This is a genomic window from Mycobacterium sp. 48b, from assembly GCF_048282725.1.
Lineage (GTDB): Bacteria > Actinomycetota > Actinomycetes > Mycobacteriales > Mycobacteriaceae > Mycobacterium.
The window spans coordinates 4901615-4925641 of record NZ_JBLVUL010000001.1 but is presented as its reverse complement, the minus strand read 5'-3'; the positions used below and the strand labels follow the sequence as shown (position 1 = coordinate 4925641).

Here is a 24027-nt window from a genome sequence, read left to right as displayed (position 1 = left end):
CACAAGCACTGTTTGTGACCCCACAACAACGCGGTGCCTACCGGCGATCGGCGCATCCCACCACCATGGGTGAGGTGACCACCTACGCAGCCGCCTACACGGCGGACAGGCCGTTCCACACCGCACTGCTGGCCGAATTGGACAGTGCGGGTTCGGCGTTCCGCCACATCACACCGAACTGGTTCGCGTCGGTGATGGGCACCGGAATCGTCGCGACGGCCGCCGCCACGCTGCCCCTGCACGTGCCGGGTCTGCACGAATTCGCCACGGCGGTCTGGATTCTCGCCGGCACCGTGTTGGTGGTGCTGACCACGGCCTTCGCCACACACTGGATCCGGCACCGCGAACAGGCGAAGGCCTACGCCGCGCATCACGTGGTCGGTCAGTTCTACGGTGCACCGGCCATGGCGCTGCTCACCGTCGGTGCGGGGGCGCTGTTGCTGGGCCCGCCGATCATCGGGCCGTCGGCGGCGCTGGCGCTGGACGTGGTGCTGTGGACCGCCGGCACAGTACTGGGATTGGTTGTCGCGCTGTGGCTTCCGTTCGCGATGATCACCCGTGAGGACCACACCGATGTGGAGGCGGTCCCGGCCTGGATGATGCCGGTTGTTTCACCCATGGTGTCGGCTTCCACCGGTGCCCTGCTGCTGTCACACCTCGGGCCGGGGCAGGCCGGGATGACCCTGCTGGTGGCCTGCTACGCCATGTTCGGTCTGAGCCTGCTGGCCGGTCTGATCACCACAACCATGGTGTATTCGCGGCTCATGCACGGCGGCTTCAGCCAGCTCCAGGCGATTCCCACGGTGTGGATCGTGCTCGGGGTCGTCGGCCAGTCGATCACCGCGGCCAACCTGCTGGCCGCCCATGCCGGGTCGGTGCTGACCGATGCCGCCACGGTGTCGGCGCTGCACGCCTTCGGCATCGTGTACGGCCTGGTGATGGGCGGTTTCGGCGCGTTCGTGTTCTGCCTGGCCGCCGCGCTGACGGTGCACGGCGCGCGGCGCGGGCTGTCGTTCAGCCTGACGTGGTGGAGCTTCACCTTCCCGGTGGGCACCTGTGTGACGGGTGCATCCGCGCTGGGCGCAGCCACCGGCGCGGTGGCCATTTCCGGGCTTGCGGTCGTGTTGTACGTGCTGTTGCTCGGCGCTTGGGCCACGGTTGCCACCAACACGGTGCGGGGAGTGCGGTCGGGCCGGCTCCTGCGCGGCTGACGTCAACGCGTCGACGCGATGTGACCGAGCAGCTCGCGCACCGCGCCGGCGGGCGGGGTGCGGCCTCCCGACCAGATGGCGCGCAGCTCGCGACGAAGATCCAGCCCTGCGATGGGTACCTCGTGCAGCCGGCCGAGCGTGAGGTCGTCGTCGACGGCCAACCGGCTCATGACCGCCGGCCCGGCACCGGCCAGCACCGCGGCACGCATCGCCGCGGCCGAGGACAATTCGATCGCGGGATCGGCCTGCCGGCTCGACGTGCCCAGCGCCGAGCGCAGCGCCGAACTGAGAGCTTCCCTTGTGCCCGAACCTGTTTCCCGCGACACCAGCGCGGTGTCGTTGAGTTCGGCGGGGCTGACCGGGGCCGATCGGCGGGCCCATCTGTGATCCGGGGGTACCACGGCGACCAGCTCGTCATGGGCGATCACGCGGCTGTGCAAACCGGCCGGTGTACCAGGGGATTCGATGAAGCCGAGGTCGGCCGAGCCGTCGTGGACCGCGGCGATCACCTGGTCGCTGTTGGCCGCGGTGAGGATGACCTGCGGTGCTGTCGCGTGCCGGCGCGAGGCATCGGCCTGCAGCGACACCAGCCACCGCGGCATGAGTTGCTCGGCAATGGTCAGGCTTGCCGCGACGGTGATCCGGCTGTGGCTCTCACTGCGCATGGCGGCCAACCCGGCGTCCACGCGCCCTGCGACGTCGAGCAACTGGTCGGCCCACTCGGCGACCATCGCACCGGCGGCGGTCAGCCGCGACCCACGGGGACTGCGTTGCACCAACCTGACCCCGGTCTGGGCCTCGATGGAGGCCAGCCGGGCGGACACCGCCTGTTGCGTCAGACCCAGTTCGCGTCCGGCGGCTCCGAGGCTGCCGGTGCGCGCGATCGCCAGCAGCACTTCGAACGCTGCCAGCTCGGGCATCCGGGTGCTCAGCGGCATGCTCAGGATCGTAGGTCGTGGTCACAAATCACGGTTGTGAACAGGCGGTTGTGGCCCCGGCCGGGCCGTGGTGTAGCCTGGCCGACGTGACTAACGGTGTGTGTGCCAGCTATTGGCGCTTTATCAAGGCTCCGGGCGGAGCCGATAAAGCGCAGCACTAAGCACGCATCCACCCGGAGCCCAGGCAGTGACCATCGGTCGCTGCCTTTCGTCGTTACAGGGCGCCGGATCCTATGTTCAGGTGCCCACCACCAGGAAGGCACCTGAAGATGAACTTGGCGCAGATCGCCAACGTCCCCGCCACATCGGACCGACGGGTCCGCAGTTTCAGCGCGATTCCCAGCCCGCACGACGTGCTGACCGAGTTCCCGCTGGGGGAGCGCCGCGCCGAGCGGGTGGCCCGCGACCGCGACGAGATCGCCGACATCCTGGCCGGTCGTGACGACCGGCTGCTGGTGGTCGTCGGTCCGTGTTCGGTGCACGATCCCGCGGCCGCGCTCGAATACGCCAGCCGGTTGGTCAAGATCGCCGACGAGCTCAAGGACCAGCTCAAGATCGTGATGCGGGTGTACTTCGAGAAGCCGCGCACCACCATCGGGTGGAAGGGCCTGATCAACGACCCGGGCATGGACGGCACCTACGACGTCGCGCGTGGCCTCCGGGTGGCCCGTCAGCTGCTGCTCGACATCATCGACATCGGCCTGCCCGTCGGATGCGAGTTCCTGGAACCGACCAGCCCGCAGTACATCGCCGACGCCGTCGCCTGGGGCGCGATCGGCGCCAGGACCACCGAGTCGCAGGTGCACCGCCAGCTGGCATCGGGTCTGTCGATGCCGGTCGGGTTCAAGAACGGCACCGACGGCAACATTCAGGTCGCGGTCGACGGCGTGAAAGCCGCTGCCGCCGAGCATGTCTTCTTCGGTATGGACGATATGGGCCGGGGCGCGGTGGTGAGCACCGCAGGCAATGAGGACTGCCACGTGATCCTGCGCGGCGGGACCGACGGACCGAACTACGGGGCCGACGCGGTGACCGATGCCGCCGCCAAGCTGGCCGGTGCCGGGCTGCCCGCTCGTGTCGTGATCGATTGCAGCCACGCCAATTCCGGCAAGGACCACGTCCGCCAGGCGTCGGTGGCCGCGGAGGTGGCCCAGCTGGTCCGTGACGGGTTGCCGATCAGCGGTGTGATGCTGGAGAGCTTCCTGGTCGCCGGTGCGCAGTCGCCCGAGGCGCGGCCGCTGACCTACGGGCAGTCGGTCACCGACAAGTGCATGGATTGGGATGCAACCGATCTGGTGCTGCGGGAGCTGGCCAAGCGCGAGGGCTAACTGCCGCTCGGTTTGCGGTACCGGCCACCGGGATCACGGTCGAAGCTGGGCGGGTTGGCGGGGTCGAGTTCGATCAGGACGTCGCCGCCGGTGTCGTGCGGCGCACTGAAGACGAGGACGCGTGTCCCCGCCAGCGGAACCCGGGCGTGATCGGCGACCATGTTCGCGGTCACCGTCCGGCGTCCGGCCGGACCCTCGAATGCGACGGTGACCGTGAACTGAGGGTCGTCCGCGGTCCAGCGTTTCAGGAATTCCACATTGCGCAGCTCACCCGGCGAACGAACGCCGTGGCTGCGCAGCGCCGCCAGCCGGCCCTGCCGGCGGCGGGTGTACCGGACACCCTGCCACGCCCGGAGGGCGGCGATCGCGGCCCCGGCTGAGCACACCACGCTGGCCAGCGCGAACACTCCACCGGCGGAATCTCTGAACCAGAAGGCGGTACCGAGCAATCCGACCGCGACGCCGGCCGCTGCCGGTATCAGTGCGATCCAATTGCCGGTCCTGCGTTGCCCGAAGGTGTCGCGGGCCTCGTCGGCAACGATGGTCGCGAGGATGGCGGGAAGGAACGAACCGACGATCGTCGCGAGGCCCAGCCATGGCGACGGGTCGTGGGTCTGCATGCTGTGAAGCCAGAATGCCGCCCCGACGGCGACGAGCGTCCACAGCACGAAGGTGAGCCCGGCGAACAACCGCAGCGTCTCAGATGGCCGGCAGATCGGCACGGTGATGCCGCTGTGCTTCTCCACGGTCGAGAAGTGGGGGAGCGTACTTTCCCAGCTTCCCGGCTGCTGCGCGGTATCGCCGGTCATACGGTGCCCCCCTGTCTCGGAGTCACCAGTATTGCCAGGAGATGGCCGCCGCCGGGTGTCACGGATCGCCGATCGCGCCAATTCTCACGAATTGTTCACGGGCTCAACATAGATCGGTTAGGTGTCGGAGGCGTTCTCGGGCTGTTCGTCGGCCCCGGCCTGCCAGCTGCCCGGCATCATCGGGGTGGTGGTACCGCTGCCGAATGTGTCGTCGGCCAGTGTGGTCAGCCCTGCCGGAGCGGCTACGGCGGATTTCGCCGAGGTACCGGTGAATCCGAGATCTCCGGCGCCGCTGCCGGAGGCGCTGGTGCTCGTGGGTCGCTCGGATGCCGTCGCGGCCGCCTCGCCGTCGGCGGTCATGAACTCGTAGCGGTAACCGCGGTCCTTGGCCGTCCCGGCGCGTCGTTTGCGGGCCTGTGCCCGACGCTTGTTGATCGCGGCCGCTGTTGCGGCGGCAGCGGCAGATGCGCCGACGGAGTCCGAGGCCTGGGCGGTCGCGCCGTACTTCGATGTCGAGCCGAAACCGAATCCCGAACCGCCGCCCGGCACCGCGTAGAGGGCGGTCTCGGCCCCGGCGGGCATCGGAGTGGGAGTGGATGGTGCAGGCGCGGCGGGCGAGGAGCTCGGTGCGCTCGTCGGTGTGGCGCCCGCGGTCACCGATGCCGGTGCGGGCGAGCCGGGCAGCGCGGCGGCGGGTTGTTCGGCGCGCGGCGTGATCTCCTCGGCCGGCGGGTCGATCGGCACGTCGTAGGCCTGAGCCAGACCGAGGAGCCCGAGCATGCCGAGCATCGCAGGGGAGGCCGCTGCGACCGCCGCGGCGTACAGCGGGGTTCCCAGCACGGCGAACACCGCCGTGTACGCACCGAGGAAGAACACGTTGATGTAGGTGGTGAACAACAAGGATGGGTCGGCGATGATCTCACCGAGGATCTGCGGAATCCTCCATGGCTCGAGAATGAATTCCCTGAGCTGGTCGTACATCCCATAGAAATGCTCCGACTGCCCGGCCAACCAGTTCCCGATCGGATCGTTTGCCTTGATCCACTCGACGAACTCCTCGTACGAACTGATCAAGTCGCTCACGCCCAGGGAAGAGCCCGATTCGGCGGCCCGGGCCACGGCCGCGGACTGCGCCATGGTGGCCGATCCCGAAACCGCCTCCCCGACACCCGGTGCCAAGAGCACCGGTGCCGCGGTGGACGGCGGTGTGGTCGCCACCGCGACCTCCGTGGCGGCCTGGTAGACGGTCATCGTGGTCGCGGCCTGGATCCACATGCGGACGTAGTCGGCCTCGTTGACGGCGATCGGGACCGTGTTGATCCCGAAGAAGTTGGTCGCCACCAGCACACCGAGAGTCGCGCGGTTGGCGGCCAGCTCGGCAAGCGTCGGCATGGCCGCCAGGGCGGCGGTGTAGGACGCTGCTGCGGTCTCGATCTGGGCGGCCACCCCGGCGGTGCTGGCGCTCGTCGAGCTCAGCCAGGCGAGGTAGGGAACATGTGCCGCGGTGTACCTCTCGGCACTCGGCCCCTCCCAGGCCCCGGCCTGAACGGTGCCCATCAGGGCAGTCAATTCGCTTGCCGCTGAGGAGTATTCGGTGCTCAAGGAGCTCCATGCGCCGGCGGCCGCCAACAGTGGTCCGGCACCGGGGCCGCTGCTGAGCAGGGCCGAGTGCACTTCGGGCGGTACGGCCATCCAGACCGGGGCGGTCATCGCAGACCGCCCGACACGGGATGGAGCGCGCTATTTGCTGCCGGGGGGATGGGGGTGCAGATGGTCATCGGCGTTGTCCGGGGTGCAGCGCGTGCTGGCGGCCCGGCGTCTCCTTTCGATCGCTTTGCTCCCCCACCAGGCAAGTATGGTTAGCATAAGCTAACTTCAACTGATTTGGGGTATGAACTTCCTATGTTTTGGCGGAATCGTCAATTCTGGGTGCGGGCCGAACTCAGCGCCGGTAGGAGGGCAGCTTCTCGGCCAGTTCGTCGAAGACGCGCTGGTTGAGACCGAACGCCAGCTTCACCTCGTCGACGACGCGGTCGATCTGGTCTCCGTCCAGGCCGAGTCCGTCGAGCCGGTCGCGGTAGGCGTCCTTGTACGGCTTGGGGCGCATCGGGAAGTCGTAGAACGCCAGACCTTGCCGTCGAGGTCGAACGTGCGCCCGAGGATGCGGCCGATCGCCTGGCCGCCGGAAAGGTCGCCGAGGTAGCGGGTGTAGTGGTGCGCCACCAGTGCTCCGCCCCAGGGGGCGTCGGCGAACCGGGCACAGTAGGCGCGTACCGCAGGTGAGTCGACATCGCGATCGGCGCCCGGTGCCCAGTGGTCGAGGTCGGCGTCGATGGCGTCCACCCGCTCGAGTGCCGGGTCGTACACGGCGCCGACGAGGGGGTCGTCGCGGTGGTCCTGCACGGCGGCCTCCAACGCGACGTAGACCGCCCGCAACCGCAGCAGATAGTCGACGTAGCCCTGCTCGTTGACCCGGCCGCTCAGAAGTTCGGTGACGAACGGCGACTGCTCGGCGGCGTCGTGCTGCTCGGTCGAGTCCTGGCGCATCGCCGCGGACAGCGAACGGACGGACTCGGTTGCGACGGCGGCGCTTGGCGGCATACTCGGCTCCACTTGGTAGGGCTCAACTTTGACAGGTTGTCAGCATGATGCTGACAATCTGTCGGAAACCTAACACGGCGCCGACGGGTTCGGGGAGCTACGGGTGTTCGGGGGCAGGGTCGGGTCGCAGCTAGCGCGTGGCGCCGAGTGCGCGCAGGACGAATTGCTCGATGACCTCGACCGGAAGGTGACGCGGCCCGAGGCAGGCGTGGATCAACGACATCGTGGCGGGCTCGTCGTCGACGACGAACTGCCCGGTCGCCACACCTTGGGCCAGGATCTCGCGGAGCACGTCTTCCACCGCGACCACGTGGTCGCGGATGGCCAGCATGGTTTCGGTCGACAGTGCGCCGTAGAGCTGCATGCCCATACCCATGTGGAATTCCTGCCCGGCCTCCAACTGGTGCCGGATGTAGACCCCGAGGCGTCCGACCGGATCGTCTATGTCGGACAGCGCGGCGCGCAACCCGTCGAGGTAGCGGGTCGTCTCGTGCGAGGCGAAGGCGATCACCACGGATTCCTTGTCGGGGAAGTGGTGATAGATGGCGGTCCGGCCGATCCCGGCCTCGGCTGCGAGCTTGGCCATCGTGATCGCGTCGAAGCTGTGCTCGGCCATGAGGGTGGCGAACGCCTCGAAGATGCGCTGTTGAACCAGCTCGCGGTGTTCTTCGACCGATGAGGCGCTGATCCTGGGCACGCTCGACTCTAACGCCCGCTGCGAAATCCGAAGCTGTCAGTCCGGCCTTGGCAATCTGCCGGTGATCATGCGGTCCACTACAGTCTCGATACCCAACTGAATGAAGGGCGGTACTCCGTGCTGCGGTCCCTGCAGGGCTTGTCCATCCCTTCGCGTATTGCGTTTGCGGCGCGCACCCTGCATCCGGCCGGATTGGCGGTGGCGCTGCTGTTCTTCGCCTGGTCGATGAGTCCGTCGCTGTTGCCGCGTGCGTGGTATCTGCAAGGGGTCGCTACGGGTATCAGCGTCGGGATCGGTTACGGGCTGGGGCGCGCCGCCGTCTGGGTAGTGCGGCGGTGCGGAATCTGCCCGCAGTGGTCGTCGCGCACCCGCAGGATCGGGTGGTGGACGCTGGCCGGTGCCGCTCTCGTGGCCGTCCCGACGTTTCTGGTCCTCGGGTCATGGTGGCAGCAGATCCTGCGCGACCTGATCGGGATGCCGCGGACCGAGCGGTCCTTCTACATCCTGGTGTTGTTGATCGCCGTGGTGATCGCCTTGGGTCTCGTCGCCATCGGGCGTGGATTGCGTTGGGCCACCAATCGTTTGACTGATCTCGGTGGGCGGGTCGTCCCCGGCCCGGCGGCCCGGCTGGCCGCGGTGGTCATCGTGGTGAGCCTGGTGGCGATGGGCCTCGACGGCGCGCTGCATCGTGGACTGCTGAGCATGGCCGAACGCTCGGCGAAGGTGGCAGACAAGAGCACCGCCGAGGGGGTGACGCAACCGGGTGCGCCGGAGCGTTCCGGTTCGCCGGCCTCGGCGCAGGCGTGGGACACGCTCGGACGGGAAGGCCGCACATTTGTGGCCGGCGGCCCGAGCGCCCAACAGATCTCGAAGGTGACGGGAGCCCCGGCACTCACCCCCATTCGGGTGTACGCCGGCCGCACCTCCGCCGACAGTGTCGAAGGCATCGCCGAACAGGTGATCGCCGAACTGCGCCGCACCCACGCCTTCGAGCGCAAGGTGCTGGCCGTCGTGACCACCACGGGCCGCGGCTGGGTGAACCCGAACGTCTCGGCGGCCCTCGAATACGTCAACGGTGGGAACACCGCGATCGCGTCGATGCAGTATTCGTTCCTGCCCAGCGCGCTGTCCTTCATCGCCGACCGGGAGACCCCTCCGTTGGCGGGACAGGCGTTGTTCGAAGCGGTACACCGGGTTTGGGCCGCCCTGCCGGAATCCAAGCGGCCGAAACTCGTGGTGTTCGGGGAGAGCCTGGGTTCCTTCGGAGGGCAATCGGCGTTTGCCTCCGGTGCCGACATCGTCGCCCGGACCGACGGTGCGCTGCTGGTCGGTACACCCAACTTCGCGCAGCCGTGGGCGAGGATCACCGCCAATCGGGACCCCGGCTCGCTGGAGCGCCTGCCGATGGTCGACGAGGGGCGCCACATCCGCTTCGCCTCCCGGACCTCCGACGTGAATCTGACCGGCCCGTGGGAGTTTCCGCGCGTGGTGTTCTGGCAGCACGCCAGCGACCCGATCACGTGGTGGTCGTTCGACCTGCTGCTGCATCGCCCGGACTGGTTGCGGGAACCGCTCGGTCCCGACGTGGACCCGGGGATGCGCTGGCTGCCGTTCGTGACGTTCTGGCAGGTGACGCTGGACATGATCTTCTCCGCCGACGTGCCCTACGGGTACGGCCACGCCTTCGGTCCCGATGCCGCTGACCTGTGGGTCGACATCCTGGTACCGCGCGGTTGGGATCACGCGCTGACCCAGCGGGTTCAGGACGCCATCGCGGGCAGCGATCTGTCCCGCTGACCTGATCGCCCGGCAGGTTGTTGACGCAGCTGATAATTTGCTGTCGACACATACGACCAGGGGGTACAGATGGCTCGGCATCGTCGTCACCGCACCAGTCCGTTGGTGCACTGGCTTCGCGTCAGCGCGGTGGCCGCGGGCGTCGGCGCGGCAGTGGGAACCGGCACGGCGATAGCCTCGGCGGCGCCCTCGGAGACCGCTGATGCAGGCACCCACGCCGACGCCGGCCAGGCGGCCAAAACACCGCACGGGCCGGCGACACGTCCGGGACCACGACAGCGTCAACGTGAGGCCCGGGCCGCCATCGCCGACATCGTCTCACGCGTGGGCAACCGAGAGGCCCGGGTGCGCCGTTCCCACGAGGATGCCAAGATCCCACGGAACGTCCGCACGAAGCTCACGGTGGTCCGCGCCACCGTGTTGCCCCGCCGGCCGACTTCGCCGGCCATCACCCGGCCCGTCCCGACTGCTGGCGAGGCGTCCGTGCCCGGCGTCCCTTCCGTGCCCGACGTCCCCGCATTCCCGTCGGTGCGACCCTTGGCTGCAGTGGTGGCCGATCTCCCTGCCCCGCAGACGATGACGCGCAGCGTCATCAGCCCGGTGTGGTCACGACTCGGTTCTGCCGGGGCCGGCACACCGAGCCCCGCGGTTCCGGTCGGCGACATCGTCGCGGCGATCCGGGTGGCGGTGCGGGAGGCCGGCGGTCAGCGAGCCAGCGGCCCCGTTACGAATCGGGTGGTTTCCGCCGCATCGCCGAGCGGTTCCGCGCCTTCCCTCGACGACGTGGCGGGGCGCCCGGGTGTCACGGCCAGCGTCAACGACGACGGCACTGTCCACGTCATCAGCGGGACCTTCACAGACACCAAGGTCGAGGATGCCGACGACGCCGCCCAGGTGCTCAACAACATGTCGGGATTGGTGGGCGCCCCAGCGGGATTCGCTGATCCCGAAAACATCACCGTGCAGCAAGTCGATACCGCCGGGGGCTACTCCCGGACCATCTACCGGGTCCATCACAGCGTCGACGGCGTCGACGTGACCGGCAGCGACGTCGTGCTGGTGACCGATTCCGACGGCAACGTCACCGGGCTGTTCAACGATTACGACGCTCGCGCCGATGTCATGGACACCACCCCGGACCGCCGCGTCGACACCGAGACCGAAGCGGCCGCAACGGCACTCGCCGCCTACGCCGGGACGCCGAACACACCGCTGTACCTGTTTGCCGCGGCTCCGCTGGTGGCCGCCGGGGTGGTCAAGCCCGAGCTGATAATCGACGCCACCGACGACACGGCCGGACCGCAACTGGTGTGGAAGGTCTCCGTCGATCCGCCCGACGTCGATCTCACCGGAGCGCGGACGGTGAATCCCGGCGCGACGTACTACATCTCGGCCAGCGGCGCCGAGGCCGGCGCCGTCACCCGCGCCACGTCGAACGCCCAGCCGCTGGCCATCGGATCGCCGACCAGCACCACCGCCGACGACGTGCTCGGCAACAGCCGCGAGTTCGGGATCACCCGGCTCTCGCTGCTGATCTTCGACCTGGACAGCCTCAACGACGTCGAACGCGACATCTCGACCTATGAGACGGTTTACCTGTTGCTGTTCGTCGGGCCGCCACAGACTCCGGGTATCCCGGTGTTCCGCGGCCTCCTCGGATGGGACGCATCGGCGGTGTCGGCACACGCCAACATGGCCACGGTGTACGACTACTACGCCACCCAGCTCGGCGTCACATCCTTCGACGACGACGGTGCCCCGATCGTGGTCAGCACCGACTACAACCCGCACGAGACTTTTGCCGACTACACCGACGGATACCAGAACGCGTTCTGGGATTCGTCCGGCCAGCAGTTCGCGTTCGGCGACTCCGGTGACTTCGAGGCCGCGATCGACATCGTCGGTCACGAGTACACCCATGCCGTGATGGAGCACCAGGGCGGCACGCTGGACTACGGCGAATCCGGCGCCCTCAACGAGGCCTACGCCGACATCATGGGCGTCCTGATCGAGGGCAAGGCCCGCGACGACGAGGGGCGCTGGCTGATCGGCGAGGATTCCAGCGCAGGCGCGATCCGCAGCCTGGCCGACCCGGAGTCGACGCCCGGGTACCTCTCGGACTACGACGACCTCTACACCGGCGAGGCCGACGAGGGCGGCGAGCACTACAACAGCACCATTTTCAGCCACGCTGCCTACCGGATGATGACCGACGAGCGGACCGCGGAGGTCACCGATGAGCAGTGGGCCGAGCTCTACTACGTCTCGATGACGATGCTCGACGACGGCGCGAAATTCTCCGACGGACGCGACGCGATCGTGGCCACAGCCCATGACCAGGTCTTCAGCGACGACGAGATCGCGGCGATCGAGGACGCCTTCGACGACGTGCACATCGATGCGGGCGGCACGGTCGTGTCGGTGTGACCTTCGAGCGGATGACGGGATTCGAACCCGCGACCCTCACCTTGGCAAGGTGATGCGCTACCAACTGCGCTACATCCGCGCGCCACGAGCGAGATCGTCGCCCGTCGCGAAGGCGAACATTAGCCGACCGATGCGCGCAGACACAAATTCCTCGGTCTGACTTGCATTGTGGGGCAACGAAACCAGTGTGCATCAGCAAACTGGGGGATACCGGCTACCGGCGTCACCGGGCAGTTCGTAGGATTCCTGGATGCCGCTCAACGTCGGTGAGACGTTCGCCGTGTTCCGGATCGTTCGACTGCTGGGCTCAAGCGGGACGGGGGAGGTCTACCTCGCTCAGCATCCGAGGCGTCCCGGTCGTGACGCGCTGACGGTGCTTGCCGCGGATTGGGCCGCCGAACCCGAATACCGGGAGCGGTTTTGCCGTGAGGCGGATCTGGCCGCCATGTTGTGGCATCCCGGCATAGCCAGGGTCCATGATCGCGGCGAACACGACGGTCAACTCTGGGTCTCGGCGGACTTCGTCGACGGCACGGATCTCGCGGGTCTCCTCGACCAGCGGTACCCCAACGGCCTGCCGCGCGAACAGGTTTTCCGCATCATCGGGGCCGTGGCCGGTGCACTCGACTACGCACACAAGCACGGTGTGCTGCACCGCGACGTCAGGCCGGCCAACATCATCCTCACCGACGGCGGCGGTGATGCCGAGCCGCGCGCCGTGCTCACCGACCTCGGTATCGCACGCCACGTCGAGGCCGGGGACCGGCCCGGCTACGCCGCACCCGAACAACTGGTCGGAGAGGACGTCGACGGCCGCGCAGACCAGTACGCCCTGGCCTGCACCGCCTACCACCTGTTGACCGGGACGCAGCTGTTCGCGCACTCCACTCCGGCGGTGATGGTCAGCCGACACGTCAACTCGAAGCCGCCGCTGCTGGCTGACACCCGGCCGGAGTTGGCCGACCTCGACCCGGTGCTGGTCAAAGCCCTCGCCAAGAACCCGGCTGACCGATTCGTCAGCTGCGGCGCGTTCGCCCACGCCCTGGCCGATGAAACGCCGATGCCCACACTGACTTTGGCACCGCCACCGGCCGCACCGGTATCCGGTCAACCGGCGGCCGGACATCGGTTGCCTGCGGCGGCGATGGCCGCCGTTGGCCTGGTCGCCGGTGTCGGTCTGTGGCAGCTGTGGCCGTCCGCTGATGCCGCGGCGAGTGAGCAGCCGAGCCGGCCGCCGAGCGTCGTCACTGCGAGCGCCACGAACGCGGCGGTCACGCCGGCGCCCAGCAACCCGGTCTTCGACGGCCTCTACCGCCTCGACTACGACAACGCCCACGCCACCATCAACGGCAACCCCTGGCCGTCGGCGGGCAACCAGATCGCAAGTTACTGGTGGGCATTCCGATCGGCCTGCAAACCCGCGGGATGTGCTGCGACATCGACGCGTATGGATGGCACCAACCACGCGGTCCCGTACCTCGAAGGCGGCGGCATGACAGCCGTGTTCCGCTTCGTCAACAATGCCTGGCAGGGGGAGCCGGGGAGAGGCTCACTGCCGTGCGAGGCGCCGATCGTCGGGCAGGCCCAGGCGATGGACACGGCGTTGGGGTTGACGCCACAGCCCGACGGCGGCCTGGCCGGAGCGCAAACCACCACCATCCAATCCAATGAGTGCGGTCTGCAAGGTGCGGTGATCACCGTGCCCGTACGCGCCACCCGGCTCGAAGACGTTCCGCCGGGCAGCCCCGTCGCCGATCCTGCCGCGGTCGCCGATCCGTTGCCGCCGGTTCCGCAGGCGCCTCCGCCGGCATCGGCCGGCCCTGCGGTGCCTCCTCCTGCGCCGCCCGCGCCTCCGTTGGCTCCACCGCCGGCGATCGGCGCCATCGTGCTGAACCCGGTCCCGCCCGCCCCTCCTGCCCCGCCGCCCGCGCCGCCACCCCCGCCCGCGTAGGCGCCGGTTCCGGGCGGCAACAGGATTTCGGCAGCCTTGCCGAAAAGCGCCGCCCGGCTGCTACTTATGTGCGTGGAGGTTTTCCGGTTTCGGGGATTCGCCGGGCAGCACCGACCAAGATGCCAACCATGCCATTGAAAAATGATTGGACCATGGGCGATTTGGTCACCGCGTCCGATCAGAATGCTGTTGCAGACGCCGTCAATCAGAACACCACCGACATTGCCGCAGCGGTCTCCGCACTGTCAGGGAAGGCTGACAAAGCCACGACGATCACTGCGGGCACGGGCCTGACCGGTGGTGGCGATCTGTCGGCCAACCGGACGCTGGCGGTGTCGTACGGGGCGACAGCGGGAACAGTGTGCCAGGGCAACGACTCCCGCGTCACCGGCGCCGTTCAATCCGGTGCGGCGGGCAGCGTCATCGTCGGCACGCTGCCGGCCTCTGGGGTTGCCGGCGTCCTCTACGTGGTGCCCTGATGCCCGACCTCAAGGTATGGAACGGATCCGCGTTCGTCGACGGCGCCCCGAAGATCTGGAATGGCTCGGCGTTCGTCAACCCGTCATCTGTCTGGATCTGGGACGGGTCCGCATTCCAGCAGGTCTGGTCCGACACCAACGAGTGCGGATCGGCAGCGCTCTGATCAGCTTCGGCGGCGATGCTTCCGAGCACCCTGCGAAGCGCTTTCTCCTAGTCCCTGATGCGGCCTGAGTACCCATGCGGGGACCCAGTGGGTCACTGCCTTTTCATTCGCGCCGAAGCGGATGTGGTAGGTGACGAGGCCCCACCAGCGGCCTTGTTCGCAGAGCGCCCAGCAGGTCAGCTTGCCTTCGACGACCTTGTTCATCTGGATGCCCATCGGGTGGTAGCGGCCAGTGAGGTGTGGTTCGCGGGGGAACAGGGCGACCAGATCAACCAGGACGGTCGCGGGTGGCCGTACGACGCGGAACACGTCACGGACGGGTTGCCCGCCGTAGCCGATGGCCTGCATGTCGCCCACGGTTCGATCATATGTTCGAACGATCAGATGATCGAACGAGATGCCGTTACTTGCTCACTACGTCCGACAGCGGTATCTATCGCCTACGTGATCGTGTCGGGACAGAGCTCGAGCTGCGCCGCGTCGACCAGGCCGTTTATCTCCATTAGGGCGGTCGTGGCGATCGCCGCGTATCTGACGGGGGCCACCTGTGAATCATTGCTGAAGCCGTCCGGCGTGTTCGCGAATTATGAAGGGCCGCAAAGAAAGTCGAACATGTGCACAGAAACCAGAAAGGCCCGGTGATGACCGGGCCTGACCTTGGATAACACGTGGTGCGCGATACTGGGATTGAACCAGTGACCTCTTCCGTGTCAGGGAAGCGCTCTCCCGCTGAGCTAATCGCGCGGGTTGAAACTCTTTCTTGGAGGTGGAGACGGGAATCGAACCCGTGTGCACGGCTTTGCAGGCCGTTGCCTCACCACTCGGCCACTCCACCACTGGGGTTGATGCCACAAATCGCACCTTCGAGCGGATGACGGGATTCGAACCCGCGACCCTCACCTTGGCAAGGTGATGCGCTACCAACTGCGCTACATCCGCGCGCCACGAGCGAGATCGTCGCCCGTCGCGATGCAGAACATTAGTCCACCGACGTGGGCAGACACAAATCCCCATTACGCGGGGGCAAAGCGTGGCTGAAAACCGTGTTTCAGAACAGGTGATACGCCTCTTGAGACAGGGTGAATCCGTGCTGGGTCTTCGTGTCGCGACATGTGATCCCCGTCGCAGCGCTCTCGCAGCGCAGCGCCCCGGCGGTGATCGAGTCGCGGTCTCCCAGTTGGGCGCCCGCGTTCGGGGCGGTGCCGCCGGCACAGATGAACTCGGCGGCCCGGCCCTGGCTCAGCGTGATGCCGTGGCCGTAGTCGAATGCGCAACTGGCCGGTCTCAGTGGCGGGGCCCAGCTACGTTCGGCGATGTCGCAGCGCGCCGTCGTGGTGTCGAGCTGGCACCGCACGTTGCCCGACGGTGAGGTGAACGCCGTCGGCTCCTTGACCTGCCGGTTCACCACGTCGGAGATGCTGCGGATGCTGGGCGTTACGGCAGGGGCCCGATCTGTCATCGCGACCGGGGTGCTGTGACAGCCGGAAAATAGCGCACTAGCAGCAAAAACCGCGCCGCCGACCCCTGGCCAACGGACCCGCAGGTGAACCATGACGGGTGACCATACGCCCACGTCGGCGTGCATATTTGGCAAATCAAACAAGTCGATCCGGCGGATACCGATTCGGGTCTGGCCGGGTATGCGTGCTAGTGTTCGACGTCGTTCCCACGGTCTCGTAGCTCAGTGGGAGAGCGTCCGCCTCACACGCGGAAGGTCGCTGGTTCGAACCCAGCCGGGACCACCATCACCACCAACGGCTTCGGAGATATCCGGGGCCGTTTTTTCGTGGCAGGACACACACTTCACGGTGCCCGGGCGTTGTCAGTTCGATTCGGTAGGGTCCTCCGACGTGACTCAGAGCGTGACCGTCGGAACCATCAAGTCCGTAACCGCCCGTCTGGCCGAGGAACTCGGCGTGGCCGAGAGGCAGGTGACCGCAACAGTCCAGCTGCTGGACGAGGGCTCGACGGTTCCGTTCATCGCCCGGTACCGCAAGGAGGTCACCGGCAGCCTCGACGACGGACAGCTGCGCACGCTGGAGGAGCGCCTGGGTTACCTGCGTGAGCTCGACCAGCGCCGTGAGGCCGTGCTGGCATCCATCGAGGAGCAGGGCAAGCTCACCGACGAGCTGCGGGCAGCCTTGATGACCGCCGAGACCAAGGCCCGGGTCGAGGACATCTACCTGCCGTACAAGCCCAAGCGGCGCACCAAGGCTCAGATCGCCAAGGAGGCCGGCCTGGAACCGCTCGCGGTCCGGCTGCTGGCCGATCCGACGCTGGTGCCCGACGAGGTCGCCGGTGAATTCCTCAACGACGACGTCGCCGATGCCGCCGCCGCGCTCGAAGGTGCTCGCCACATCATCATCGAGCGGGCCTCCGAGGACGCCGAGCTGGTCGGCGCGACCCGCGAGAAGTTCTGGGCCGACGGTTCGCTGCGTACCGGTCCGTGGTCGGAGGAGGCCGCGAAAAGTCCTGCCGCGCAGAAGTTCCGCGATTACTTCGAGTTCAGCGAGCCGTTGGAGAACATGCCCTCGCACCGGGTGCTCGCGGTGCTGCGCGGCGAGAAGGAACAGGCGCTGTCGCTGAACTTCGACGGCGGCGAGGATGAGCTCTACCAGGCGATGATCGCCCAGTCGCTCGGCATCGACATGGCTGCCAAGACGCCTGCCACCCCCTGGCTGACCACCACCGTGCGGCTGGCCTGGCGCGCCAAGCTGATGATCTCGGCCGCCGTCGACGCGCGAATCCGGCTGCGTCAGCGCGCCGAGGAAGAGGCGGTCGCGGTGTTCGCCCGCAACCTCAAGGACCTGCTGCTGGCCGCCCCGGCCGGCACCCGCGCGACCCTCGGACTGGACCCGGGCTTCCGCACCGGGGTCAAGGTCGCCGTCGTCGACGCCACCGGCAAGGTCGTCGACACCTGCGCGATCTTCCCGCACCAGCCGCAGAAGCAGTGGGACCAGGCCAAGGCCACGCTGGCGGCCCTGGTCGCCCGGCACAACGTCGAGTTGATCGCCGTCGGCAACGGCACCGCCTCACGCGAGACCGACGCGTTGGCCGCCGAACTGATCGCCGATATCCGGACGGCAGGGGCCAATGCGCCGGCCAAGGCCATGGTCAGCGAGGCCGGCGCGTCGGTGTACTCGGCCTCCGAATACGCCGCCCGGGAGATGCCGAACCTCGACGTGACGCTGCGCGGTGCGGTCTCGATCGCCCGCCGGCTGCAGGATCCGCTGGCCGAGCTGGTCAAGATCGATCCCAAGTCGATCGGCGTCGGGCAGTACCAGCACGACGTGACGCCCGGGTCGCTGGCGCGCAGCCTCGACGCGGTGGTCGAAGACGCGGTGAACGCCGTGGGTGTGGATCTCAACACCGCCTCGGTGCCGTTGCTGGCCCGGGTGTCGGGCGTGACCGAATCGCTGGCCGAAGCCATCGTGGCGCACCGCGAGAACGCGGGCGCCTTCCGCAGCCGCAAGGCACTGCTGGATGTTCCGCGCCTGGGCCCCAAGGCCTTCGAACAGTGCGCGGGGTTCCTGCGGATCCGTGACGGGGAGGACCCGCTCGACGCTTCCGGGGTGCACCCCGAGTCCTACCCGGTGGTGCGGCGCATCCTCGACCGCTCCGGAGTGACGCTGGCCGAGCTGATCGGTGACGAGCGCACCCTGCGGGGACTCAAGCCCGCCGACTTCGCCGATGAACGGTTCGGTGTCCCGACCGTGACGGACATCCTGGCCGAGCTGGAGAAGCCGGGACGCGACCCGCGGCCGGCGTTCTCGACCGCCACATTCGCCGCGGGCGTCGAGAAGGTCGCCGACCTCAAGCCCGGCATGGTGCTGGAGGGGGTGGTGACCAATGTGGCCGCGTTCGGCGCTTTCGTCGACGTGGGTGTGCACCAGGACGGCCTCGTGCACGTCTCGGCGATGGCCGACCGCTTCATCTCCGACCCGCACGAGGTGGTGAAGTCCGGGCAGGTCGTCAAGGTCAAGGTCGTCGACGTCGATGTGGAACGGCAGCGGATCGGTCTGAGCCTGCGGCTCAACGACACCCCGCAGCGCGAGCAGGGCAAGCGGCCCGAGCGGGGCGGACAGGGTGGCCAGAACCGTCGGGACGGCGTCGGCAACCAAGGGCGTGGTGGCGGTAACCAGGGTCGTGGCGGAGACCGGCGAAACCAGAACCGCGGCAACAACTCCGGTCGCCGGGATTCCAACCAGCCGATGGGTTCGATGGCCGAGGCCCTGCGAAACGCAGGCTTCGGAAAGTAGCGGTTACGGCGCTTGCTCCGGGGCCTGGTCGGCCCCGGAGTGGTGGCGGCGCCAGGACCGGTAGCCGCGATGGGCGGCGAACGCCCCGATGACCGCGGTGACGCACCACACCCCGATGGCCGTATAGGCCAGCGGGGCCGACAGATCACCGATCGAGGCACCCAGCGCGGTGTAGACGAACGCGCGCGGCACCGAGCCGATGAACGCCCCGACTGCCATCTGCCACCACGGCACACCGAACGCGCCGAAGGCATAGGACGCCAGTGCGTCGGACAGTCCGGGGACGAAACGCTGCCCGACCACCGCCCACAGGCCGCCCCGTTCGATCTGGTGGTCCAACCGGTCGGCCCGTTGTGCCCCGAGCAGGGCCCGGGCGCTCTCGCGGCCGGCGCGCCGGCCGATCAGGCTGGCCACCACCGCCGTGCCCACCGTCGCGCCCAAGGTCACGAAGGTGCCCAACACCGGACCGAACAACACACCACTGCCCGCGGCCAGGATCGGCCCCGGCACGAACAGCGCCCCGAGGCAGGCCGACACCACGACGTACGCCAGCGGCGCGGCCGGCCCGGTCGAGGCGACCAGGCTGCGGATGTCGTCGACATCGACGACGCGGGCGACGGCCACCAGATAGAACAGACCGAACAGAAACGCCGCGAAGGCCACGAGCCGCAGGATGTGCGGTCGCCGGTTGATGGCGGGGAGATCGTCGTCGTCAGTCATCGCGCCCACGATTGTTCCGTACCGCGCGTCACCGCGGCGCGTAGCGTGAGGTCATCCCGGTTGCGACGGCAGAACGAAAGGAATCAGGAGATGGACATCGCGTTGGTGGCCACCACGAGAGGACCGTTCGACGAGGCTGTCGCCCGCACGCGAGACGCGCTGGCCGACCAGGGGTTCGGTGTGCTGACCGAGATCGACATCAGGGCCACGCTCAACGCCAAACTGGGCGATGGTGCCGGCGACGAGGTGGGGGACTACCTGATCCTGGGCGCCTGCAATCCCCAGTTCGCCCAGAAGGCGCTCAGCGCATTCCCACCGATCGGCGTGCTGTTGCCGTGCAACGTGGTGTTGCGCACCGGCCGCGGTGGTGACGACGTGGTCGTCGTCGAGGCGATGAACCCCAAGCTGATGGCCGACGTGACCGACGAGCCGGCGCTGGCCGATATCGCCGCTGAGGTCGGCCGGCGCCTACAGGCCGCAATCGACAGTCTGTAGGAGCTGCGTCAGCCCGATGCCGCGTCGATGACGCCGTCGAGGATCTCTCGTGAGGTCGACAGGTCGCGGATGGCCTGTTCGAGCCGGTCGCGTTCGGCCGAAAGCTCGGTGAGCAGGCGGGGCGTGGCCTGCGGGGCAGGTCCGCCGTCGGTGTCGCGCATACAGGGAAGCAGCGTCGAAATGGTGCGGCTGTGCAAGCCGGCCGCGTAGAGCTCCTGGATGCGGATCACCCGGTCGACGGCCTTCTCCGCATATTCGCGTTGCCCACCGGGCGTACGGTCGGACACCAGCAGGCCCTGCTGCTCGTAGTAGCGCAGCGACCGCTGGCTGACCCCGGTGCGGCGTGCGAGTTCGCCTATACGCATATGCCAGTTATACCCACGCGACTTGACCCTGACATTGGTGTCACCTCGTACCGTTCGTCATGACCACGTCGCAACCGCCTTTCACCTACAGCCCGATCACCGAACGCGCGCCGATCCACTGGCCCGGCGGCGCGCGCGTCGCGGTGTACATCGGGCTCAACGTCGAGCACTTCCTGCCCGATCGTGCATCGACGAGTATCTGGCCGGGTACCGCGGAGCTGACTCCCGATGCGCTCAACTACGGCTGGCGGGATTACGGCGCCCGGGTGGGGATCTGGCGCACGATCGAGGCACTCGACCGGCACGGTATCCGTCCCAGTGTGCTGCTGAATTCGGCTGTCATCGAGCACCATCCGCAGATCGTCGCCGCCGGTGTGGAACGGGACTGGACGTGGTTGGCGCACGGGCAGACCAACTCGATCCTGCACACCGGGTTCGACGTCGACGAGGAGCGCCGGATTCTCGCCAAGATCGCCGACGACATCGCCGATGCGACGGGCCGGCGCCCGCGCGGCTGGATGGGCCCCGGCCTGACCGAAACTGCGCACACCCCGGAACTGTTGGCCGAGCTCGGTTTTCACTATGTCCTCGACTGGACCAACGACGACCAGCCCTACCCGCTGACCGTTCCCGGCATGTTCAGTGTGCCGTACTCGGTGGAACTCAACGACCTGCTGATCTTCGGAAAGGGTTTCACCGGAAGCGAGTTCGTGCAGATGGTGATCGACCAGTACGAGCAGCTGCGTGCGGATTCGGGCGAGAGCGGGCGGGTGATGGCGTTGGCCTTGCACCCGTTCGTGATCGGGCAACCGTTCCGGCACAAGTACCTCGACCAGGTTCTGGAGTATCTTGCCGCGCAACCTGATGCGTGGCTGACGACCAGCGACGAGATCGCGGCGGACCGGCGAACTGATTGCGAACGCCAATAGCTGCAGCACTATTGGGCCCACAATGCTGGACCGCTGCTGCGAGGGGTGTCACACTGCGGGTAGGACGTCGGGGAGGACCACGATGACAGCAATCACCGGCATCGCCCACCGCAACAATGGCGCAGCGCCACCGTCGGTGCCCCTTGCCGACATCGACCTGGGGACGCTCGACTTCTGGGGGCGTGACGACGACGCGCGTGACGGGGCCTTCGCCACACTCCGTCACGACGCTCCCGTCTCATTTTTCGGGGTGGCCGACTTCGCCGGATTCCCCGCCGGCGCCGGGCACTGGGCGCTGACCCGCTACGACGACGTGCACTTCGCCAGCCGGCACCCCGAGCTGTTCAGCTCGAGTCCGACCAGCACATCGCTCAACGAGGTCCCCGCCGATATCGCCGAGTTCTTCGGGTCGATGATCACGCTGGACGACCCTCGCCACACTCGGCTGCGGTGCATCGTCAACCGGGCGTTCACACCCAAGGTGATCGCGCGGATCGAGCAGAGCGTGCGCGACCGTGCGCATCGCCTGGTGGCGGAGATGGTCGACGCACATCCGGATGGCACCGCGGACTTCGTCGACGAGGTGGCTTCGCCACTGCCACTACAGATCATCTGCGACATGATGGGCGTTCCGGAAGAAGATCGGGCCAAGCTCTTCCACTGGACCTCGGTGCTGATGGGAGCCGGCGACGACGAGGTGTCCACTGCCGAGTACGGCGAGTATCTGCAGGTGGCCACTGAACTCGCCGCTTACGGCGTCGCCCTGGCAGAACAGCGCCGCGAGCATCCCGCCAACGACCTGACGACCAGCCTGATCGAGGCCGAAGTCGACGGAGAAAGACTGTCGTCCAATGAGATCGCGTCGTTCTTCATCCTGCTGACGGCAGCGGGCAACGACACGACCCGCAATGCGATCAGCCACGGGATGGTGGCGCTGAGCCGCTATCCCGACGAACGCGCCACGTGGTGGAACGACTTCGACCGGGTGACGCCGACTGCCGTCGAGGAGATCGTGCGGTGGGCGTCACCGATCATCTTCATGCGGCGCACGCTCACCCAGGACGTGGAGCGCGGCGGCGTTCAGATGAAGGCGGGGGACAAGGTCTCGATGTGGTACAACTCGGCCAATCGTGACGAGCAGACCTTCGTCGACCCATGGCGGTTCGACGTGATGCGCGACCCCAATCCGCATGTCGGATACGGCGGCGGCGGAGTGCACTTCTGCCTGGGAGTCAACCTCGCCCGGCGAGAGATCCGGGTGGCCTTCGACGAACTGCGTCGCCAGGTTCCCGACATCGTGGCGATCGGTGAACCGGCAATCCTGCGTTCGGCGTTCGTGCACGGTGTCAAACATCTGCCGGTCGGTTGGTCGACGGCTACGCGCTGACCGTTGTCGACGAAGTCCCCGCCTGGGCCGAGCCGAACTTGCCCCGCCAATGCCGGGCCGGATGCCGCTCAGGAAGGACGGGGCCCTGACCGAAGAGCTTGTCGCGCAGGGTCCCTGGGGCGTATTCGGTCTGGGCCAGGCCGCGGGCCTGCAGTTCGGGCACCACGTGGTCGATGAAATCCTCGAAGGTGCCCGGTGTGGTGATGTAGCGGATGTTCACCCCGTCGACCCCGGCGTCCTGCCAGTCTTGGAGCGCATCGGCGATCTGCTCGGGAGTGCCGACGATCCGGGTGGACTCCTGTTGCTGGCGGACCAGGTCGGCGATGGTCGGATTGGTGCCCGGGGGCGCCGCGGCGATGAGCGCCTCGATGGTGCTGCGGGTGCCCTGAATGGTGGGGGCCAGGTCACCGATGGGGGTGTGGTGGTCCAACCCGCCCAGATCCACGCCGATGCCGCCACTGCGGTGCGCGATCAGCCCGTCGACGCTCAGATACTCGTCGAGTTCGGCGGCCCGGGCCCGCGCCTCGGCCTCGGTGGATCCGACCACGAACGACAGGCCCTGGAAGAACTTGATGTCCTCGCGCCGGCGCCCGGCCGCCACGGCGCGGTCACGGGTGTCGTCGATGACCACGGCGGCGCCCTTGGGTGAGGCCGCGTTGATGAACACGCCCTCGGCGTGGCGCGCGGCGAATGTCCTTCCGGCGGTGGAGGTGCCGGCCTGGAAGATCACCGGCGTGCGTTGCGGCGACGGGAAACTCAGGTGCGGGCCCTCGACCCGGTAGCGCTTGCCGGCGTGATGAATCTTGTGCACCTTGTCGGGGTCGGCGTGGATGCCGCGCTGCCGGTCGCGCACCAGCGCTCCGTCCTCCCACGATCCTTCCCACAGCTTGTAGACGACCTCGGTGTACTCCTCGGCCCACTGGTAGCGCTCGTCGTGTTCCTCGCGTTCGGTCAGCCCGAAATTGCGCGCCGAATTCTGCAGCGCGCTGGTGACGACGTTCCAGCCGATGCGTCCCTTCGATGCGTGATCGAGGGTGGAGATCTTGCGGGCGAACGAGAACGGATGGTCCTGCAGTACCGAACTCGTGATCACCAGGCCGAGGTGTTCGGTGGACAGGGCCAGCGCCGAGACGATCGCGGACGGATCGTGATTGGGGATCTGCAGGCCTTCGCGCAGATAGGTGTCCCACCCACCGCGGTAGTCGTCATAGAGGCCGACGACGTCGGCGAAGAACACCGAGTCGAACTTGCCGCGTTCGAGCAACTTGACCAGATCGACCCAGACGTCGAGCTGGTCGAATTCCAGGCTGCGGGTCTGTGGGTTTCGCCACGACCCGTAGGAGACGTGGGTGGCGGTGTTCATGGTGAACGCGTTGAGGATCAGCCGCGGGCGGGTCATGGTACCGACCCTAGAAACGACCGTCGACGGGAACAACCGTTTACCTCACTCAGCGTGAAACAACACGGTGA

General features: G+C 67.7%; 20 protein-coding genes, 5 tRNA genes and 1 pseudogene. 12 read left to right on the top strand and 14 right to left on the bottom strand.

Features of this window, described 5'->3' with window-relative positions; all coding sequences use genetic code 11:
* Positions 1–14: 14 nt before the first annotated feature.
* Positions 15–1211 carry a TDT family transporter gene (locus tag ACNQR1_RS24000; RefSeq protein WP_418048181.1) on the top strand — a complete coding sequence of 399 codons (1197 nt, stop codon included), beginning with the start codon at positions 15–17 and terminating at the stop codon, positions 1209–1211.
* A 2-nt stretch (positions 1212–1213) separates the two neighbouring features.
* On the opposite strand, the gene ACNQR1_RS23995 is transcribed toward ACNQR1_RS24000, so the two are convergent.
* Entirely contained in the window at positions 1214–2149 is a 936-nt protein-coding gene (locus ACNQR1_RS23995) for a LysR family transcriptional regulator (RefSeq protein ID WP_418048180.1), read from the bottom strand.
* A 269-nt stretch (positions 2150–2418) separates the two neighbouring features.
* Between ACNQR1_RS23995 and ACNQR1_RS23990 the strand changes: the two genes are divergently transcribed.
* Positions 2419–3477 (top strand): 3-deoxy-7-phosphoheptulonate synthase, encoded by a 1059-nt coding sequence (locus ACNQR1_RS23990; protein ID WP_418048179.1) that lies wholly within the window; start codon positions 2419–2421, stop codon positions 3475–3477.
* Here ACNQR1_RS23990 and ACNQR1_RS23985 read toward each other — a convergent pair.
* The 4 genes and pseudogenes from ACNQR1_RS23985 to ACNQR1_RS23970 form a co-directional block, all read right to left on the bottom strand.
* Entirely contained in the window at positions 3474–4286 is an 813-nt protein-coding gene (locus tag ACNQR1_RS23985) for a hypothetical protein (protein WP_418048178.1), read from the bottom strand. The genes ACNQR1_RS23990 and ACNQR1_RS23985 overlap by 4 nt on opposite strands.
* A gap of 117 nt (positions 4287–4403) precedes the next feature.
* A complete protein-coding gene (locus ACNQR1_RS23980; protein ID WP_418048177.1) occupies positions 4404–5996 on the bottom strand; it encodes a PPE family protein in 1593 nt (530 codons plus the stop codon).
* Positions 5997–6228: 232 nt separating this feature from the next.
* Positions 6229–6887, bottom strand: a pseudogene (locus ACNQR1_RS23975) (heme oxygenase (biliverdin-producing)).
* A 130-nt stretch (positions 6888–7017) separates the two neighbouring features.
* A complete protein-coding gene (locus ACNQR1_RS23970) occupies positions 7018–7584 on the bottom strand; it encodes a TetR/AcrR family transcriptional regulator (RefSeq protein WP_418048176.1) in 567 nt (188 codons plus the stop codon).
* Positions 7585–7701: 117 nt separating this feature from the next.
* Between ACNQR1_RS23970 and ACNQR1_RS23965 the strand changes: the two genes are divergently transcribed.
* The gene (locus tag ACNQR1_RS23965) at positions 7702–9381 is read left to right on the top strand and encodes an alpha/beta hydrolase (protein WP_418048175.1); all 1680 of its coding nucleotides are present in this window, start codon (positions 7702–7704) and stop codon (positions 9379–9381) included.
* 69 nt (positions 9382–9450) lie between these two features.
* Positions 9451–11808, top strand: coding sequence for a M4 family metallopeptidase (locus tag ACNQR1_RS23960; protein ID WP_418048174.1), 2358 nt, complete (start codon positions 9451–9453; stop codon positions 11806–11808).
* A gap of 6 nt (positions 11809–11814) precedes the next feature.
* Here the strand turns inward: ACNQR1_RS23960 and ACNQR1_RS23955 are convergent.
* Positions 11815–11887, bottom strand: a tRNA-Gly gene (locus ACNQR1_RS23955).
* A gap of 171 nt (positions 11888–12058) precedes the next feature.
* Between ACNQR1_RS23955 and ACNQR1_RS23950 the strand changes: the two genes are divergently transcribed.
* From ACNQR1_RS23950 to ACNQR1_RS23940, 3 genes are all read left to right on the top strand, one after another.
* Entirely contained in the window at positions 12059–13759 is a 1701-nt protein-coding gene (locus ACNQR1_RS23950) for a serine/threonine-protein kinase (protein ID WP_418048173.1), read from the top strand.
* A 128-nt stretch (positions 13760–13887) separates the two neighbouring features.
* Positions 13888–14238, top strand: coding sequence for a hypothetical protein (locus ACNQR1_RS23945; protein WP_418048172.1), 351 nt, complete (start codon positions 13888–13890; stop codon positions 14236–14238).
* A complete protein-coding gene (locus ACNQR1_RS23940) occupies positions 14238–14402 on the top strand; it encodes a hypothetical protein (protein WP_418048171.1) in 165 nt (54 codons plus the stop codon). Before ACNQR1_RS23945 ends, ACNQR1_RS23940 begins: the two co-directional genes overlap by 1 nt.
* Here ACNQR1_RS23940 and ACNQR1_RS23935 read toward each other — a convergent pair whose 3' ends face one another.
* From ACNQR1_RS23935 to ACNQR1_RS23915, 5 genes are all read right to left on the bottom strand, one after another.
* Complete coding sequence (locus ACNQR1_RS23935; protein ID WP_418050475.1) at positions 14403–14750, bottom strand: hypothetical protein; 348 nt, start codon at positions 14748–14750, stop codon at positions 14403–14405.
* A gap of 321 nt (positions 14751–15071) precedes the next feature.
* A tRNA-Val gene (locus tag ACNQR1_RS23930) sits at positions 15072–15146 on the bottom strand.
* Between the two features lie 17 nt (positions 15147–15163).
* Positions 15164–15237 (bottom strand) — tRNA-Cys (locus ACNQR1_RS23925).
* A 31-nt stretch (positions 15238–15268) separates the two neighbouring features.
* Positions 15269–15341 (bottom strand) — tRNA-Gly (locus ACNQR1_RS23920).
* A 109-nt stretch (positions 15342–15450) separates the two neighbouring features.
* On the bottom strand, positions 15451–15861 hold the full coding sequence (locus ACNQR1_RS23915) for a hypothetical protein (RefSeq protein ID WP_418048170.1): 411 nt from the start codon (positions 15859–15861) through the stop codon (positions 15451–15453).
* A 211-nt stretch (positions 15862–16072) separates the two neighbouring features.
* Between ACNQR1_RS23915 and ACNQR1_RS23910 the strand changes: the two genes are divergently transcribed.
* Together ACNQR1_RS23910 and ACNQR1_RS23905 are read left to right on the top strand one after the other, a co-directional pair.
* Positions 16073–16147: transfer RNA gene (locus tag ACNQR1_RS23910), tRNA-Val, on the top strand.
* Between the two features lie 105 nt (positions 16148–16252).
* Positions 16253–18661: a Tex family protein gene (locus tag ACNQR1_RS23905; protein WP_418048169.1), complete on the top strand. Its 2409-nt coding sequence runs from the start codon at positions 16253–16255 to the stop codon at positions 18659–18661.
* A gap of 3 nt (positions 18662–18664) precedes the next feature.
* On the opposite strand, the gene ACNQR1_RS23900 is transcribed toward ACNQR1_RS23905, so the two are convergent.
* Positions 18665–19381, bottom strand: coding sequence for a TVP38/TMEM64 family protein (locus tag ACNQR1_RS23900; RefSeq protein ID WP_418048168.1), 717 nt, complete (start codon positions 19379–19381; stop codon positions 18665–18667).
* 90 nt (positions 19382–19471) lie between these two features.
* On the opposite strand from ACNQR1_RS23900, the gene ACNQR1_RS23895 reads away from it, so the two are divergent.
* Positions 19472–19876 carry a DUF302 domain-containing protein gene (locus tag ACNQR1_RS23895; protein ID WP_418048167.1) on the top strand — a complete coding sequence of 135 codons (405 nt, stop codon included), beginning with the start codon at positions 19472–19474 and terminating at the stop codon, positions 19874–19876.
* Positions 19877–19884: 8 nt separating this feature from the next.
* Here ACNQR1_RS23895 and ACNQR1_RS23890 read toward each other — a convergent pair whose 3' ends face one another.
* Entirely contained in the window at positions 19885–20241 is a 357-nt protein-coding gene (locus ACNQR1_RS23890; RefSeq protein ID WP_418048166.1) for a MerR family transcriptional regulator, read from the bottom strand.
* Between the two features lie 59 nt (positions 20242–20300).
* Between ACNQR1_RS23890 and ACNQR1_RS23885 the strand changes: the two genes are divergently transcribed.
* Together ACNQR1_RS23885 and ACNQR1_RS23880 are read left to right on the top strand one after the other, a co-directional pair.
* Positions 20301–21170 (top strand): polysaccharide deacetylase family protein, encoded by an 870-nt coding sequence (locus tag ACNQR1_RS23885; protein WP_418048165.1) that lies wholly within the window; start codon positions 20301–20303, stop codon positions 21168–21170.
* A gap of 82 nt (positions 21171–21252) precedes the next feature.
* The gene (locus tag ACNQR1_RS23880) at positions 21253–22557 is read left to right on the top strand and encodes a cytochrome P450 (RefSeq protein ID WP_418048164.1); all 1305 of its coding nucleotides are present in this window, start codon (positions 21253–21255) and stop codon (positions 22555–22557) included.
* Here the strand turns inward: ACNQR1_RS23880 and ACNQR1_RS23875 are convergent.
* Positions 22547–23956 (bottom strand): LLM class flavin-dependent oxidoreductase, encoded by a 1410-nt coding sequence (locus ACNQR1_RS23875; protein WP_418048163.1) that lies wholly within the window; start codon positions 23954–23956, stop codon positions 22547–22549. The genes ACNQR1_RS23880 and ACNQR1_RS23875 overlap by 11 nt on opposite strands.
* Between the last annotated feature and the right edge of the window lie 71 nt (positions 23957–24027).

Bases quoted from the DNA above. Each gene is read 5' to 3' on its own strand.
- ACNQR1_RS23995 (WP_418048180.1), bottom strand. From the start codon at position 2,149: ATGCCGCTGAGCACCCGGATGCCCGAGCTGGCAGCGTTCGAAGTGCTG.
- ACNQR1_RS23915 (WP_418048170.1), bottom strand. From the start codon at position 15,861: ATGACAGATCGGGCCCCTGCCGTAACGCCCAGCATCCGCAGCATCTCC.
- ACNQR1_RS23890 (WP_418048166.1), bottom strand. From the start codon at position 20,241: ATGCGTATAGGCGAACTCGCACGCCGCACCGGGGTCAGCCAGCGGTCG.
- ACNQR1_RS23990 (WP_418048179.1), top strand. From the start codon at position 2,419: ATGAACTTGGCGCAGATCGCCAACGTCCCCGCCACATCGGACCGACGG.
- ACNQR1_RS23940 (WP_418048171.1), top strand. From the start codon at position 14,238: ATGCCCGACCTCAAGGTATGGAACGGATCCGCGTTCGTCGACGGCGCC.
- ACNQR1_RS23945 (WP_418048172.1), top strand. From the start codon at position 13,888: ATGCCATTGAAAAATGATTGGACCATGGGCGATTTGGTCACCGCGTCC.
- ACNQR1_RS23900 (WP_418048168.1), bottom strand. From the start codon at position 19,381: ATGACTGACGACGACGATCTCCCCGCCATCAACCGGCGACCGCACATC.
- ACNQR1_RS23895 (WP_418048167.1), top strand. From the start codon at position 19,472: ATGGACATCGCGTTGGTGGCCACCACGAGAGGACCGTTCGACGAGGCT.
- ACNQR1_RS23880 (WP_418048164.1), top strand. From the start codon at position 21,253: ATGACAGCAATCACCGGCATCGCCCACCGCAACAATGGCGCAGCGCCA.
- ACNQR1_RS23950 (WP_418048173.1), top strand. From the start codon at position 12,059: ATGCCGCTCAACGTCGGTGAGACGTTCGCCGTGTTCCGGATCGTTCGA.
- ACNQR1_RS23935 (WP_418050475.1), bottom strand. From the start codon at position 14,750: ATGCAGGCCATCGGCTACGGCGGGCAACCCGTCCGTGACGTGTTCCGC.
- ACNQR1_RS23960 (WP_418048174.1), top strand. From the start codon at position 9,451: ATGGCTCGGCATCGTCGTCACCGCACCAGTCCGTTGGTGCACTGGCTT.
- ACNQR1_RS23885 (WP_418048165.1), top strand. From the start codon at position 20,301: ATGACCACGTCGCAACCGCCTTTCACCTACAGCCCGATCACCGAACGC.
- ACNQR1_RS23980 (WP_418048177.1), bottom strand. From the start codon at position 5,996: ATGACCGCCCCGGTCTGGATGGCCGTACCGCCCGAAGTGCACTCGGCC.
- ACNQR1_RS23985 (WP_418048178.1), bottom strand. From the start codon at position 4,286: ATGACCGGCGATACCGCGCAGCAGCCGGGAAGCTGGGAAAGTACGCTC.
- ACNQR1_RS23875 (WP_418048163.1), bottom strand. From the start codon at position 23,956: ATGACCCGCCCGCGGCTGATCCTCAACGCGTTCACCATGAACACCGCC.